Origin of the sequence: Shewanella maritima (assembly GCF_043643735.1) — a bacterium.
Classification (GTDB): domain Bacteria; phylum Pseudomonadota; class Gammaproteobacteria; order Enterobacterales; family Shewanellaceae; genus Shewanella; species Shewanella maritima_A.
Map to the genome: position 1 here is coordinate 389,998 of NZ_JBHZSM010000001.1, position 15,919 is coordinate 405,916.

Below are 15,919 nucleotides of genomic sequence, written 5' to 3' on the forward strand. Positions count from 1 at the left end.
CCTAATGACTATCTAACATCCATTGACTAATTGGGGATTTAACTTGGGTTTGTAATTGATCTATTGCCGATTGTTTGGCTTTTTTGACAGAGCTTGCCGTTGCTTGTGCAGTTAATGTATGACGATATAACTCCTTAAATGGAGGCTCTGGCTCAGTTATCGTCAAATGTAAATTCGCAAGCACTTTCGGTTTGACACTCTGCTTGTCATATTTCCAGGTGAGATTGGCTTTTAACCAAAGCACGCTTTCACCCGTTTGCGGGAGACTTTTGAGTATGCTTGACTTTATTGGCGCTAACTCTTGGCTAGCAATCACTCGCAAGGTCACTAAGTCGAGGGCTGTTCGTCTCTCTTTCAACAACGGCGTAAGTAGTGCTACATATGAACTTGTATCTTCACCGAGTAAATCAAGTACCCGAATACGCCGATTGGCATCGTCGAGCTCTTGACCATAACTCAACGCCCAAATAAAACGTTTATTGGGGTTCTGTTTCACAGGGGACAAGCGAGAAAGAATCGTAAGCCTATTGTGTAAGCCTGCAATTAAGGTGGTTTTTTTTATTCCTAAGAGTAAAGCGAACTGTTGCTCATCCTTAGCAGAATTAAGCTCTTCTATTCCTTCAAGAGAAAATGGAATTGAGCTCATTTGGCTGGATTGCTTAAAGCGAACATCAGCAACAGCGTCGTTTGCACTAATTAATTGCACTTGTTTAACACTAAAATCGATACTAAGTTGTGAAACGATTTCGCTCAAAGCGGCGCTTTTAGCTTCCGCTCTGTCACTCCCAACCCCTACACCTAAAATGTACTCTTCATTTTGTGGTGGGTTTAACACCCACTCAGGAGTAGCATTTACGGTGAGGGGAAGTGAAATTGCCAATACACAAGCAATAACTCTCAACATCATTAGCTTTTCGCTTCTTGCTCTTGTTGCAGTTGTTGAATTGCTTGAATTGTATTTTGTTCTAACTCAATGATCTCATTAGCCTCAAGTGCGAGTGATAATTGATCTTTAGCTTTTAATAGAGCAGAACCAATATCTTGAGGTGCGTCCTTTTCTTTATCATCGCTCATTAATGAACTAAACATCGAAGCACCCATATTTACAGCAGTCGCTTGAGCAACAGCTGTACCATGCTCTGATAAAATTAAAGCTGATTTAGCCACTTCAGTTGTAATCGTAACTGCCAGCTCAGAATTCTCACTTACAATGACTTCGTTTGCTTCCGAGTAAGCATTGATTTTAGGAGCAATTTTTTCTTCTTCACTCATAGCGCTTGCATCAAACTGAGCAATAGCCTGTGCTAACTCTTCAGGTGTAGCATCTTTATAAGCGAACAGAAATGCTTGTACATCTCGGTAATGATCCGTTTGCTTGCGGTATTCTCCTATAACATTACGCTGACGCTTTAATATTGCTGCGGCCATGTTTAGAAACTCATCAACACCTGGTTGAATCGCAACTTGGTTATAGCCAACCTCATCCATTTTAGTTGCTAGCTCGCTTACAAGTTGGTTGCGATCTACTGTTGCAGCTTTATCATCCGACGTTGAGGCACATCCAGTAAACAGAGGTACACAAACTAGTGCATATATAAGTGACTTCTTCAAAGTTCCTTTCCTTTTTTTATTATTAATCCTGATACGAACATTCCCATAAATTAATTATGCATAAAATGTATAACGCAATGCAGAATACACATAACAACCAAGAAACATCCTCAACTAAATTATTACAAATATTTCTAGATATTTGGATAGACACATCTCAAACTTTGCCATTTAGATACAAAATGACACGTTATAAGAACATAAACCATTAATGACAAAGAGTTTATCCAGCATCAATGTAAGTCAGGAGTTAACTTAACATTAACAGTTTGATGCTTATACAATTAGAAGTAATGCATTAAGTTTGAAGGTGTAATTAATAATTATTACTCACTTAGAATATGGTGTTTGATTATTTCGAATAATATTATTTAGATAGGACTTAAATAAAAAAGCCAGCATTAGTAAATAACTAATACTGGCTGTTCACTTTTAATACAATTGATGTGTAATTTCTACACAGCTAAAATTTAAATTTAATTCTGTTTACGAACAAACTTCGATTTCAGCATCATTTGGCCGTGGCCATCAACTTTACAATCGATGTCATGGTCGGCATCGACAAAGCGTTTGATAACGGCTTTAGTACCCACTTTTAATACCAGTGATGAGCCTTTTACTTTTAGATCTTTAATCAAAGTGACCTTATCTTCTTCAGCCAGTAGGTTACCTACTGCATCTTTTAAGATGATGGCATCTGGGTCTTCAATTACTTCATTCGGATTCCATTCATGAGCGCACTCAGGGCAGATTAATTGAGAACCGTCTTCATATACGTATTCTGATTCACATTTTGGGCATGGTGGGATATTGCTCATGGCAGACTCTCTTTAATTAATAAGGCTAAAACAATTAGATTGGTGCGTTTCAGCGAAAGATGCACATTATTATAAGTAAATTCTGATACAAGGGCTAGGTGAGCAATACTCGCGACATCACACTTCTATTAGTCGATGAAAATTATCCAATTTGTATTCATCAACCGGAGCAGTGCCCACTGCCAAGGCTTTCAAATGAGGCAATTCATACTCCGTCCTCCTAGTGATACCTATTGTAACAAGGCTTAACTTGTCTACCGCATGGCATATCATGATGATAGTGATAGGTGCCAAATAAGGAGGCTGTTATGGGATTAATGCAACGTCGTATAAAGCAACATTTAGCCATGTCATGCCTGTGTTTGTCCATCAGTGTCCTAGCAATGAGTGCTCTAACGACCAGTAAAGCTTGGGCCAATCATTGGTTTTTTAACATGGACAACGACATCATTGTCGGCAGTGATGGTGACTTTTCTAATGGCATCCTACTCGGGTGGCAAACTGGTGCGATGAATGAACTTGATCAGGCCAGCTGGTTAATTAAGGGATTAAGCTGGTTAACGCTATCTGACCGCAGCCAACACTATCAATGGGGATATAATATTCACCAGCGAATGTGGACCCCAATTGAAATTGAGCATGACTTTCCCCAAGCCTACGACCGCCCTTATGCTGGTACATTGGAGCTCAATAGCTATTTTGGCAGCTTTAGTGATGAATTCGCTCAAAAAGTACAACTCTCTCTGGGTGTCATCGGCCCAGCTTCAGGTGCAGAGAAAAGCCAAAGTTGGGTTCACGATATCACTAACTCAGAGAAACCCAACGGTTGGGACTATCAAGTTCAAAACCAATTTATTGGCCAATTAACCTATGAAGCCGACTATTTAATAACTCGCCAACCCTTTTTTAAGCATACTCAGTGGGATTTTGCGCCTTATGCTCAGCTCAGTGCGGGGAATTTTAGATCTCAAGCGCTGGGTGGATTGTCGTTACGCTGGGGCAGTAATTTGGCTAATAGCTTTGGCAAATTAACCAGTATTGACGGCGCGTTGCAAAACTTCAGTAGCGTGGCGCAAACGAGTGGTGATTGGCAGGTGTTCCATCGTATTCAAACCGGCTACCGATTCAATGATTTAACCCTTGAAGGAGAAATCAATTATGAATCAAAGGCTAATATCACACATCATCAAACCCAAGTATTAACCGGTGTCGTTTGGGCTACGCCTACATGGTCAGCCGAATTCACTGTGAAATACTACACCAGCGAGTTTGAAACCGATCCATCAGATTGGCACGGCTTCGGTTCGCTTAGTTTTAGCTACTTGTTTTAGTATTTTACCCAATAAAAAAAGCCGCAATAGTCATTGCGGCTGTGAAAACTAATACCATCTAATTTGGGGTTGATGAGATATCAGCACTACTTTAAAACTGGGTTTACACTAGCTCAGCTAGCATGGTTTCACTGTACTCAACTAGCTCTGCGCCCGATTGCACTTTCTCCACATAATCTGGATTTGCAATAAATGGTCGACCGATTGCCAGTAAATCAAAACGATTATTTGCAATGGCTTCACTGCCGGTTTGTGCACTAAAGCTGCCAACACCGACTAAGGTATGTGGATATTGCTTGCGCATATAGTCCGATGCTCGCCCACCTAGATGCTCAAACTGCATAGCATCATCAAAAATGCCCACGTGTAAAAAAGCTAATTTACGACTGGCTAATTGATCCAGTAAATAATCAAAGACATCGCGATCTCTTGCATCCACTTGCATATTAAAATAAGCGCCAGGTGATAAACGCAATGCGGTTCTATCAGCACCAATACGTGAAGTAATGGCATCAACCACTTCTAGGGCAAAGCGCGACATATTTTCTGGTGTTTGACCGTATTCATCTTGGCGACGATTGGAATCGTAATGCAGGAATTGGTCGATGAGATAGCCATTAGCACCATGAATTTCTACACCATCAAAGCCTGCGTCAATCGCATTGGCTGCGGCTTGTGCATAGTCAGCAATCAGTTGGTTAATTTGTGCAATACTTGCAGGTGTAGGTGTTTGATAAGTGAGTTCACGCATGCGTGGCACGCTGCCTTCAATGGCGACATCTGATGCAGATAACACATCGCCTTCACCACTGTCACCACCAAAGAAATGAGGATGCGCGACACGACCAGTGTGCCACAGCTGAGCAAAGATTTTACCGCCTTGCTGATGCACTGCATCGGTCACAACACGCCAGCCTTTAATTTGTTCTGGAGTAAATAAGCCCGGAGTATTGGGATAACCTTGACCATCAGGGCGAATAATCACCGCCTCACTTATAATCAAACCAGCTTGTGCACGACGCGCATAATAATCGGCCATTTGCTGAGTTGGCACTAAGTCATTGTCTGCCATGCAACGAGTCAATGGCGCCATAAGGATTCTATTTTGCAGTGTTAAGGTTTCGTTTAACTGATATGGCGTGAATAAATTGGCAGTCATCGGGCACTCCGTTGTTGAATGAGCATTCAAGATAATCTTATTTGAATGAGCATTCAACAAATTTTTGAATGCTTATTCAAAATTAGATAGACTGTTTAGCTATAAAGCGTTAACTATCTGCTGATATTGCTGCAAAACAAAAGAGATAACATTATGAGAAATGCCGAGTTTGATAGAGAGTCAGTGCTTAGAGGAGCAATGTGCGCTTTCACAACTAATGGCTATGCCAAAACCAGCATGCAAGATCTCACTAAAGCCACAGGGCTGCATCCTGGGTCAATCTATTGTGCATTTGAGAATAAAAAAGGGTTGCTGCTTGCTGCTATCGAACAATATCAGTTAGACAAAACTCAGCAATTTGACACCTTCTTCAATAATACCTGCGATGTACAAGCTAATTTGCAGACTTACTTAAACCACATTGTTGATGAGTGTGTGAGCGGTGACGCTGCGCGAGCCTGTTTGTTAGGGAAATCATTAAGTGAAGTGGGCGAACAAGATGCGCAAATACGCCATGTTGTTGAGCAACATTTTCAAGGCTGGGAGTCGGCTTTAATGCAAGTAATAGAGCAAGGCAAACAAACCGGGCAAATTACCAACACGCAACCAAGTGAGTTATTAGCGCAATATTTGATTATGGGGATTTTTGGTTTGCGCACTTATGCTCATACACACCCACAAAAGCAGATGTTGATGCCGCTAGCAAACAAGCTGCTGCAAGATATTATTTAATCGCCCTGCATTAAAAAACGGTGCACTCAGGCACCGTTTTGTTATCTCTGATTTATACCACTATTTTATGGGCATAAACCCGTTCACCTAACGCGTTTAGAATACGACATTCACCATCCAATACGGCAATAATCGATTTACCACGCCTGAATGAATCTGGGATCATCACACGTCCAGATGCGCCAATATCTAAATCTTTCAGCACTTCGTTATGCATCTCTAGACTGACAGGCTCTTCGTAATACAACACGGTTACGGTTGCCTTGCCTGTGTCATTGGTTGATGACAGTACTTGTTGGGGTTCAACACTCATATTAAGACTCTCGTTGCCAGTATTTTCTGGGTGAACGTTGGTTACTGCTCTTTGTACGAGGAGCAACTGCGTTTTCTTGTTATATTTTTTGCCTATGCAGCGTAAAGCTGTTTCTAGACTTGTGAGACGTCCATGCCATCATGCAGCTAACCATAAGCAATGTATGCAAATGCAAACAAAACACCTCAAAACGGTTAACTTTTTACGCAACGTACAGTTTACATAGTCACGATTTACAAACAAGTGTAAATTAACCTTCCTTTGATCTGGTTGGCTTTCCTCAGCACTTTTTGCCACTTTTTTGGTAATGACGCTAAACAGCCCTGACTAATCCTGCTAGAATCGATGACAATTTTGAAATTACAAATTAGAAAAATACGAGATTTAAGATGGGCAGAGCATATCAAAACCGTAAAGAATCCATGGCTAAGACAGCCGGTCAGAAAACCCGTTTATATTCGCGCTACGGAAAAGAAATATACGTTTGCGCCAAGCAAGGTGGTGTTGACCCAGACGGTAACTTATCCTTACGCAGTTTGATTGCACGCGCTAAAAAAGATCAAGTGCCAGCACACGTTATTGAACGTGCAATAGAAAAGGCCCGTGGTGGCGGTGGTGAAGACTACGATACCGCACGTTATGAAGGCTTTGGTCCTGGTAACTGCATGGTGATTGTGGACTGCTTAACCGACAATGGTAAGCGTACTTTCACTGAAGTTCGTCAGTCGTTTGTTAAAAACGGGGCGAAACTTGGTGGCCCAGGCACTGTTGCACACATGTTTGATCATCAAGCTGTATTTGTTTTTGAAGGTGATGATGATGAAGCTATTCTTGAGTTATTGATGATGGCTGATGTTGATGTCACAGACGTTGAACTTGAAGATGGCATGATCAGTGTATTTGCGCCAGTACCTGAATTCAATAAAGTGCGTAATGCCCTTATCGAAGAAATGCCAAACATCGACTTTAAAGTTGAGCATTTGTCATTCGTACCGCAAACCATGGCTGAGATCACTGACGAAGAAGACATCGAGATGTTCGATAAGTTTATCGCTGCGCTGGAAGATTGTGACGACGTACAAAACGTGTATCACAATGCAGATATCCAAGACCACTAAGCATTTCACTGCCAACGTGTTGGCAGATAGGCATAAAAAAACGCAGCAAATGCTGCGTTTTTTATGCCTGATACCAATTTGGATAAATAAGTGAACAGAGATTGCGTAGGAAAAATCACTAAGAACAAGGCTTAAATTGCAGCTAGCTAGTTGTTCTAGCTTCAAAATTTATAACGAAGTTATAAGCGATTTTAACCAGTAAAAATGATCACATACTTGTGCTAATTGGTATTAATATCAGGATTAACGTAAGTCCATCTCTTGGACTTTTTCATAAGCAATTTCTGGTGCAGTGACTTCTGGCTTAGCGTGCTTATCCGCTTTTAATTGGCCTTTACGATGCTTTAGTGCAGCATCAAGTTTTTTGTTTGCAGCTGCAATTGCTGGCCACATAACAGGATCTTTGCCTTTCGCGGCAACGCTTGCACCTTCGTAATGGGTGCGGACTTCAACTTCAAACTCACCATGTTCTTTAGTAATGGTGACATCTAGAGAAATAAGGGTTGGAAAATGGCTAGCAATTTTGGCAAATTTTTCGTCGACGTGTTGCTTTACAGTGTCAGTAACATCTACATGATGACCAGAAAGATTTATTTTCATAAAGTGTCCTTAGATTCAGCTTGCCTATTATTCGTTTCATACATTTGCATGCTCTCATGGATAGACATTGGGGCATGTTAATCACTTATCAAGAGGTTAACAGGAATATGACAACCACAATTGATGGTTAGTTCACACTTTTTAATTCCTTGATATACGAAAGTGTCGCTTTGTTAAAAACTTCCTAATTCAGCGGGTTGATAGGCTTACAAGATAAAAGCTTGCAGAGTGTCCATTCGTTGGACTCAATTTCAGTATAGCGGTAAAAATCACTGATGGTTTGCAACTTTTAGTCTGTTTGAACAAAAAACTAGCTAAACAGGGTGCTTGTGGTGATATTTCAGACAAATATTTGTTAATAAATCTACTACTTTGAACAATTTAAATAACAAGCTTCATTTTTTATTGAAGAAATAAAATCATAGAAAATGCCCAGCATTATTGCTGGGCATGGAGATTTAATGGGTTAATTGGCGTGATTAAACCTACTTTAGTGCTCAGTAGGTTTATTCAAATAAAAACCAATCTGTCATTTATGTTAGTTTAACTGCTCAACTGATAGCATCGGCGCGTCTAATGACGGGCCACTTACCGTAAAGCGATAAGTTGCATCGTTGGGGACATCAAGCTTGATATTGGCACCTTTTTTAGCCAGTGCTTTAAGCTCGCCTAACACCACATTTTCATCCCCCGCAATCGCACCATAATCAACTGTAGACCAGTCACTGCTGGCAATTTTAAACTCAGTCGCACCTGCCGTGAGTGCAATATCCACATGATAAACGGATGAACCTTGGTAACTTAGCGCATCAACTTCACCCCAGCCATTCATGCCGCCGCGGATATAAACGGTATTACCGGCAAACATATCCGTTTTATCTATGGTTAATGTCGGCTCATTACGGTTACTCATATCAAATGAAAAGGTATAAACCTCTTCAGAATCAAAGTTATGACTTAAGTTTGCTCCCTTAATGGCTAACACTTTAGCTGCACCAGTCGTCACAACACCATCAGCCTCACCAGAGCCATAATCAACCGTACTCCAATCTTCTGAGGCAATTTTAAATTCATGGGTGTTCGCAGTCACCATGATTTCAGCCTGATAAATACTGCCGCCCATGTAGGTCAATTCATTATCCGTTGACCAGCCGTTCATACCACCACGTAAATACACACTGGTGCCGACAAAAGGCTCTTCGTTATACACGGTCAATACAGGGTTATCTTTATCAGATGCATCCAATGAGAACACATAAGTCCCCGCCAGCGTTGGGGTGAAACTTAAGTTAGCTCCACTGCGTGCTAATGCCTCAGCGACATCTTCATCAACACCGGCTTCTGCTGCGCTCACACCACCAAAATCAACGGTACTCCAATCTGCAGATGCTATTTTGAACTCATAGGTTTCAGTATTAAGCGCAATGGCTGCGCGATACTCACCACTACCTACATATTCAAAGGCATCGACTTCACCCCAGCCATTCATGCCACCACGAACAAAGACTGTGGTACTGCCGTATGGCACAACATCTGGCGCACCAGCCGTTGCATTGGCACTTAGCCCTTCGCCTTGCATATCGCCCTGTGTTTTAACAAACACGCCAGTTGTGAGTGCAGGAACGGTAAAGGTGCCCTCACCTTCACCTTGGGTGAAGTGCGCGTCAGACATACGGCTATCCATAGAATTAGCGAGTGTTGGATGCAAACTAAAACCAACTGCAGTATTGACTGTAATGGATTGTGACTCGCTTGAGCCATTAACCATGACCACCATCGCATCGACCATAGGGTCGATATCAGCCCAAGCATCTCCATCATCCACACTCATGACAATCACGCCTTGGGTTTGGTTTTTACCAATATTGTGGAAACCCACTCGGTCAATGATGTCTTGTGCGCTGGTTAAACGCAGTAGCGGGCTTTGCTGACGAATGGATAGAAACTCATTAAATACGCTCGACGCAAACTGAATCTCACTCATAGATGCTGCAGAATTTGGGTTTCCTGACAGCGCGATGATTTGCTCCATTTTAGCCGCATTATCTTGCGCTAGAGGTAAACCTACATTCCAGTTATTACTGCTTTGCGTAAAGTCGACCCAGTTAAACCAATCGCCTGAATCATAGGTGTTACGGTCCATGGATTTTGATCGCATTAAGTCGCCACCCATTTGTAAAAATGGAATACCTTGGCTCATTAACGGAATCGTTGCCGCAATGTTCTGTACTCTAACGCGATCTTCAAGTGACAAGCTAATGTTGTTTGAATATTGCAAGATATCCCACAGAGTTTCATTATCATGTTTTGACACATAGTTAATGCTATCAGCGGGGTCTTTGGCATACGCTGTCGGTTGGCTGTTCCAACTGAAGCTACTGCCAACGGCGGTATTACCGTTAAAGTCTTTCAGGACATAGTTTTCGATATTACCAGCCATCGATAAACGCAATGTGTCTTGGTCTCGAAGGTAGTCATCTTTTTGTTCTTCAGCGAATAAAGCACCACCCCGCACCGCTTCACGTATACGGTCGTTAAAGGTACCCACTTCACTGCCTGCCATGTTGGCTTGCGTCGCTTGCTCAAACAAACGGTTGTCAGCCACTTCACCAAAGTTCCAGCCTTCACCATAGAAGTAATTATCTGGGTCTACCGCTTGCACGGCTTCACGTGCGGCCAGAATACTGCTTTTTGGCATGTGCCCCATCACATCAAAACGGAAGCTATCAAAACCATATTGCTGGGCTAAAATCACCATTGAATCTGAGACAAACTTGTCCATCATACGATGTTCAGTTGCAGTGTTATCGCAACAGGTGGATGTTTCAATTTTGCCGCTGATTTCGTTATATCTGTGATAGTAACCTGGCACGACTTTATCAAATACTGAGTTGTCCCACAGACCTGATGCATTAGTATGGTTATAGACAACATCAAGTACGACTCTTAAGCCCAGTTCGTGAAGCGCCTGATTCATCGCTCGCAACTCTTTAATACGCGCGATACCTTCTGCATCATTGGCATAACTGCCTTCAGGCGCAATGAAATGATGCGGGTCGTAACCCCAGTTAAAGCTGTCATAGCCTCGCATCGCATTCACGAGGTTTTGCGCTTCATCTGAGCCGGCTAAAAAGCCTTGTAAAACACTTTCAATGGTTGCTGAATGATCTTGTGTACTACACGCATCAGCATTGCCATCAATTTTGTCGCACAAAGTGCCCAACGTGTCAGTAATATCTATGCGCTCTGCGGCATCTTCATTCACACTGGCAATATCATTAACCGGTAATAAATGAAAATGGGTCACACCGTGCTCAGCTAATAAGCGCAAATGTTCAACTGGGGCGCTGCCTTGCTCAGTGAAAGCAAGGTATTTGCCTCTATTTTGCACAGAAGTTGATTCATCACGTGCGCTGAAATCGCGTACATGTCCCTCATAAATAACTGCATCTTCAATATTCGTGATCGTTGGGACGCTATGATTATCCCAGCCATCAGGCTTCAGGTCGGCGTCAGCTAAATTAACAAACTGACTGTAGCGGCCATTGGTTGATACATTGAGTGAATATGGGTCTGTGGTTTCAAGCACTTCAATATTACCTGTGACCGGATGATAAACCGTGACCTCAAATCGATAGAATTGACGATCAAGTTCACTGCCACCAGCATATGACCAAATGCCCGTTACGCTATCTTCTGTCATCACATGGCTAGCCGTTTCATTTTTAGCGGCATCATATACTTTCAAGCTGACACTTTGCGCTGTTGGCGCCCACACTTTGGAAGTGATTTTGCTGCCATCATAATGAATACCCAGCATGGCTTCATCAGCATCATTTTCAGCTTTGGTATAAAGATCATCCAACACTTTAGCTACTTGTACATTGCTGGCAGATACTGGCTTGTTATCAGCATCATAAGCAGCCATCACCAATTGTTGCTTGGCCAATGCTTTAGCTGTTTCCTCTGAAAACTGCGCTGCATAAGCTGGCCAATCTGCTAAATGTGGCACTAGGGCTTTTTGTGCATCTGAAAGCTCTGTCGCAACGACTTCAACTTGTTCACCGCCAATGGCCGATGCATCTTCATTCAGCGTGGCTTGTGCCGAAGCAGAATGATGCACGACAAACTTAGCCACGCCATCAGGTTCAGCATTCCAAATGAAGGTATTTCTATCTAACCAATGGGCACTGGCACCATCAATTGAGAATCCCACCTCTAATAATGGGTAATCATACACATCGCTTTCACCGTGAATGGTAAAGTTTGCACGGTCAAACTGTGCCTCCGGCGCGCTCGCATCCTCATAAGCTTTGAGGTTCATGATTAAGTCACCATCGCCTAGCGCTTTACCTGAACCTTCAGTACCGATATGAATAATAAAATTGGCGCATTCACTGTGACCTTCTTTTAAATCTAAGATCCAATAGGCACCATAATTGGGGTCAATACCATCGTAGGTATGCCCATTGGCCCAGTCTGTGGCATCAAACGGTGGCGCATAAGCATCACAAGTATCATTATTCCAAGTGTGCAGCTTATAACCTGGGTAGTTAGGGTTAGATTCTGTATTGTTTTTGTCTTTGATACGGTTGTAATACAACACCGCTTGATTAGCGCCCGCATACACTACTGGTTCTGGTAATTCTGGGTTATAACCCACAATACACGATTCGTTTTTTGCATCTGGGAATTTAGGTGCAGGACAGTTTAATGGCGGTGGTGGTACACATTCTGTGCCCGCTGCATTTGGAACATTGGGGACATCACATGTCAGCAACACTTCCCCTGACTCGCTACTACTGCCGCCACAACCTGAAAGCAGTAAGGCAGCAGCACTAAGTACTGATAATTTAAGGCCACTTGATATGCGCTGCATGTGGTCTCTCTCCCTTTTATTATTATGGCTGGCGTTATCTTGATTAACTGGCTGAAGTTGATTACATGACATAATTCACCCCCAGATAGATCTCACGGCCAAAGTATTGAATGGTGCCGGTTTTACTTTCGGTACCGAAGTAGCTTTTAGTGGGTTCATCAGTAAGGTTGTTGACTTGAAATAACACACCTAATGAGTCGGTTGCTTGATAAGACGCTTGGAAATCAACGACTGTCTCGCCATCAAAATTCACTACTTGCTCATTAATCGCGACTTGCTCAGAGACAAACTCATCTCGATAACGGGCACTAATGCGTGTTTCGAAACCTTCGTATGAGTAGAACAAAGTGGCATTGGCGACATTTTCAGATAAACCGGGTAAGGACTGAGTCACACTGCCACCACCGAGACTGGTGATCGATTCCACTTCTGATTGGGTATATGAATAGCTACCACTGAAACCGAGACCAGACCATGCTGATGGCAAGTTGGCAAATACATGGGTATAAGCTAACTCTAGGCCACGAATGTAGCCGCCTTCGGCATTGTTTACTGCGGTTGTATAAGTGCCATTGGTCGTGGCAATTTGCTCACCGCTGTCTTCATCAATGATGTAATCAGGGACATTGAAGCCATTAGCTTTAAAGTCGTAATTTTCAATAGAAAAGGTATCAATAAAAGAATCAATATCTTTGTAAAATAACGCTGCTACAAAGGCTCCCTCAGCAAAATAGCGTTCATAAGATAAATCATATTGATTAGCATAAAATGGCTTTAAGAAGGGGTTATTGGTACTAGAACCATTAATTTCACCATCATCATTCACCGTGGCGCTGATATCCCCAGCAAGACGGTTAATCGGTGGGCGCGACATCACCTTGGCTGCCGCAAATCGAATTTGTGAGTCTTCGGTAATTTTAAAGTTTAGATTCAATGAAGGTAGGTAATCGGTATAACTTACCCCTTGTACAGTACGCGCATAATTTTGATTAACAATGCCAATTTCATCTGTGATGTTCTGCGCACCCAGTGTTGGATCGCCTTCCACATTTTGCAGCATAGTCGCAGATTGATCTGTATGTACAACACGCACACCGAAATTACCTGTAATAGGTAAGCCGCCCAACTCCATGTCGATGTTAGCCATCACATAACCTGAGGTGACTTCTTCAAATACATCACCACTTTGCAATACTGACCAAGAATAGTTAGTGGTGTAACCCATAGGGTCGATTACGCCACCGGCATTACCCCAAGTTTGAACCGGTTGTGGTGTGCCATCAGGGAACCATGCATTCAACACACTATTTAAATCAACGGCAAGATAGGATGGGAAATAACTAAAGTCCCCTTCCCAATCAACCACTGTTGCCATATCTTCAGTTAATTGTAATGGCGGTTCTGATTTTGAAAATGCCCCATCGTTACCATATTCAAAAACTGAACGGTCATTTGAATAAGTACGATCGGAATAGCGCGCACCAAACTCGATACTCGAAATAAAGTCATTGTCTAACGCGTAATCAAAGTCGATACGGTAAGCGGTTAATTCATCCTCGTTAACATACGGGTAGATGCCGTATTTACTGACCATGACTTTATCAATATCAGTAAATGCATCTGCTTGATTGAATCCAACATCGGGTAAATCTAACCCATTTAGAAGGTATGAAATAGAGACGTTGTCATCAAAAATGGCAGGGGTAGCATTGGCATCCATGGCCACATTCGACCACAATAAACCGTTGCGAAAATTACTTTTAGCTGAAGATAAAGACACATCTACATTCACATTGAGGTTATCAGTAACCTGCCAGTCAGCATTAATGCCATAGTTGTCAACTTCGTCGAAATCTTGGTTATCGTCATTGACCAATTCCACACGGGTATAACTGCCCGTTGTACGATTGAACGTCCCCCCAATGACGGCATTGCCATCCAATACAGGATTTGCCACCGCGGCACTTGGGCCACCTAACTTCACCCTGAAACCACGAGCAAAAGCTTCGCTATCAAAACGAGAAATGAAGGTATCGGCTTTCAATACAAAATTATCTACAGGCGCCCATTCAATTGCCCCCATATAGCCATTGCGTGTCTCGACACCACCTAAATGCTGTAGTTCGAATCCTTCACTGATGTATTCTTTGTGGATATTACTATCATCCCCATCATCCCCGACAGGCCCATTAGTATCATTGTCTAGAAAATCGACATCTTTGAGATCGTTATAAGCAAGGCCAATAAATTGCGTTGCCACGCTAGGCTGCTCTAATCTGGCATAGCCGATGGCAACCCCAAGCGTGTCCTCTAGAAATTTTCCTTGATAGGAAAAGCTAAGCCTATGACCATATTCTTCAGCACCATAAACCTCACTCGCTCTGTCGTTATACATGCCCCGTACGTTAGCGACAAAATTATGGGTTTCATCTTTGCTAAGAGGGCTAACTGTCGCTAGCTCAACGGTACCTGCAACACCACCTTCAATCAGAGATGCTTTTGGTGACTTATACACTGCTGCAGATGTGATTAATTCAGAGGGGTATTGGTCAAACTCAATACTACGAGAGCCACTGGTAGAAACTTGTTCTCGCCCATTCAGTGTTGAGAAAACAAAGCCTCCAGACATACCACGAATATTGATTTCGGCGGCCTGCCCCCCTGTTCGCACAGCTGAAATACCCGGCAATCGGGTTAATGCATCAGCCATGGACACATCAGGCAAGGCACCGAGGTCGTCTGCTGACAATTGCTCAGAAACAGTATCACTGAAGCGTTTTGCGTTTATTGAGTCAATCAAGCTGCGGCTATAACCTTTCACCTGTATAACTTCAATATCCTCTGTCGCGACAATATCGGCTGTTTGAGCCTCATTTGAAGCGTCATTTTCAGTTGTGTTAGCTTGATTTTCAGAGGCATCGGCAGTCGTTTCACTGGCGCTTGTTTGAACAGACTGAGTTTGAGATTCTGCTTGTGCAGCACTCACAACAGAAGGAACGAACATCACACTCATCCCAGCCGCTGCAATCGCCACAGTCAACAGACTGGGTTTACAGTTAAGCATTGGTTTCCCCTCACCTTACATAGGCTTATGATTCCCCAATGCTTCTTCATACCACTCATCCTAATGAGGCTATGGGGGTTTATTATTCAAATATACTAAGCACCGACAAAGAGCCGGGACAACTTACTGCATACGTATTCATAACAAACCCGCAACATTAAATTGGGGGTTAAGAGGAAAAACTTTATAAGATTATCTTTTATAAACAGGTATATACGTAATAATTATTTACCAATTAAAAATCTATCAACAAGAATAAGCTCTGAATATCCTGTTTTGGAATAAAAAAGCTAT

The 15,919-nt window shown here is 42.5% G+C and carries 11 protein-coding genes; 3 read left to right on the top strand and 8 right to left on the bottom strand.

The window, feature by feature from the left end; all coding sequences use genetic code 11:
• Position 1 precedes the first annotated feature (1 nt).
• From ACHUGF_RS01645 to ACHUGF_RS01655, 3 genes are all read right to left on the bottom strand, one after another.
• Positions 2-907: a hypothetical protein gene (locus ACHUGF_RS01645; RefSeq protein WP_394129028.1), complete on the bottom strand. Its 906-nt coding sequence runs from the start codon at positions 905-907 to the stop codon at positions 2-4.
• Complete coding sequence (locus ACHUGF_RS01650; protein WP_394129029.1) at positions 907-1,611, bottom strand: hypothetical protein; 705 nt, start codon at positions 1,609-1,611, stop codon at positions 907-909. Before ACHUGF_RS01650 ends, ACHUGF_RS01645 begins: the two co-directional genes overlap by 1 nt.
• 476 nt (positions 1,612-2,087) lie before the next feature.
• Positions 2,088-2,429, bottom strand: coding sequence for a zinc ribbon domain-containing protein YjdM (locus ACHUGF_RS01655; RefSeq protein WP_394129030.1), 342 nt, complete (start codon positions 2,427-2,429; stop codon positions 2,088-2,090).
• A gap of 308 nt (positions 2,430-2,737) precedes the next feature.
• Here ACHUGF_RS01655 and ACHUGF_RS01660 point away from each other — a divergent pair, with 308 nt between their 5' ends.
• Positions 2,738-3,760 carry a lipid A deacylase LpxR family protein gene (locus ACHUGF_RS01660; protein ID WP_394129031.1) on the top strand — a complete coding sequence of 341 codons (1,023 nt, stop codon included), beginning with the start codon at positions 2,738-2,740 and terminating at the stop codon, positions 3,758-3,760.
• A gap of 103 nt (positions 3,761-3,863) precedes the next feature.
• On the opposite strand, the gene ACHUGF_RS01665 is transcribed toward ACHUGF_RS01660, so the two are convergent.
• Positions 3,864-4,919, bottom strand: coding sequence for an alkene reductase (locus tag ACHUGF_RS01665; RefSeq protein WP_394129032.1), 1,056 nt, complete (start codon positions 4,917-4,919; stop codon positions 3,864-3,866).
• 153 nt (positions 4,920-5,072) lie between these two features.
• Here ACHUGF_RS01665 and ACHUGF_RS01670 point away from each other — a divergent pair, with 153 nt between their 5' ends.
• Positions 5,073-5,651 (top strand): TetR/AcrR family transcriptional regulator, encoded by a 579-nt coding sequence (locus ACHUGF_RS01670; protein ID WP_394129033.1) that lies wholly within the window; start codon positions 5,073-5,075, stop codon positions 5,649-5,651.
• A gap of 52 nt (positions 5,652-5,703) precedes the next feature.
• Here the strand turns inward: ACHUGF_RS01670 and ACHUGF_RS01675 are convergent, their stop codons facing one another.
• Positions 5,704-5,964 (bottom strand): TIGR02922 family protein, encoded by a 261-nt coding sequence (locus tag ACHUGF_RS01675; protein ID WP_394129034.1) that lies wholly within the window; start codon positions 5,962-5,964, stop codon positions 5,704-5,706.
• Between the two features lie 389 nt (positions 5,965-6,353).
• On the opposite strand from ACHUGF_RS01675, the gene ACHUGF_RS01680 reads away from it, so the two are divergent.
• Positions 6,354-7,082, top strand: a complete 729-nt coding sequence (locus ACHUGF_RS01680; protein ID WP_394129035.1) for a YebC/PmpR family DNA-binding transcriptional regulator — start codon at positions 6,354-6,356, stop codon at positions 7,080-7,082.
• Positions 7,083-7,325: 243 nt separating this feature from the next.
• Here ACHUGF_RS01680 and hpf read toward each other — a convergent pair whose 3' ends face one another.
• From hpf to ACHUGF_RS01695, 3 genes are all read right to left on the bottom strand, one after another.
• On the bottom strand, positions 7,326-7,682 hold the full coding sequence (gene hpf, locus ACHUGF_RS01685) for a ribosome hibernation-promoting factor, HPF/YfiA family (RefSeq protein WP_394129036.1): 357 nt from the start codon (positions 7,680-7,682) through the stop codon (positions 7,326-7,328).
• 538 nt (positions 7,683-8,220) lie between these two features.
• Positions 8,221-12,561: an alpha-1,6-glucosidase domain-containing protein gene (locus ACHUGF_RS01690; protein ID WP_394129037.1), complete on the bottom strand. Its 4,341-nt coding sequence runs from the start codon at positions 12,559-12,561 to the stop codon at positions 8,221-8,223.
• Between the two features lie 61 nt (positions 12,562-12,622).
• Entirely contained in the window at positions 12,623-15,625 is a 3,003-nt protein-coding gene (locus tag ACHUGF_RS01695) for a TonB-dependent receptor (protein WP_394129038.1), read from the bottom strand.
• Positions 15,626-15,919: the final 294 nt, after the last annotated feature.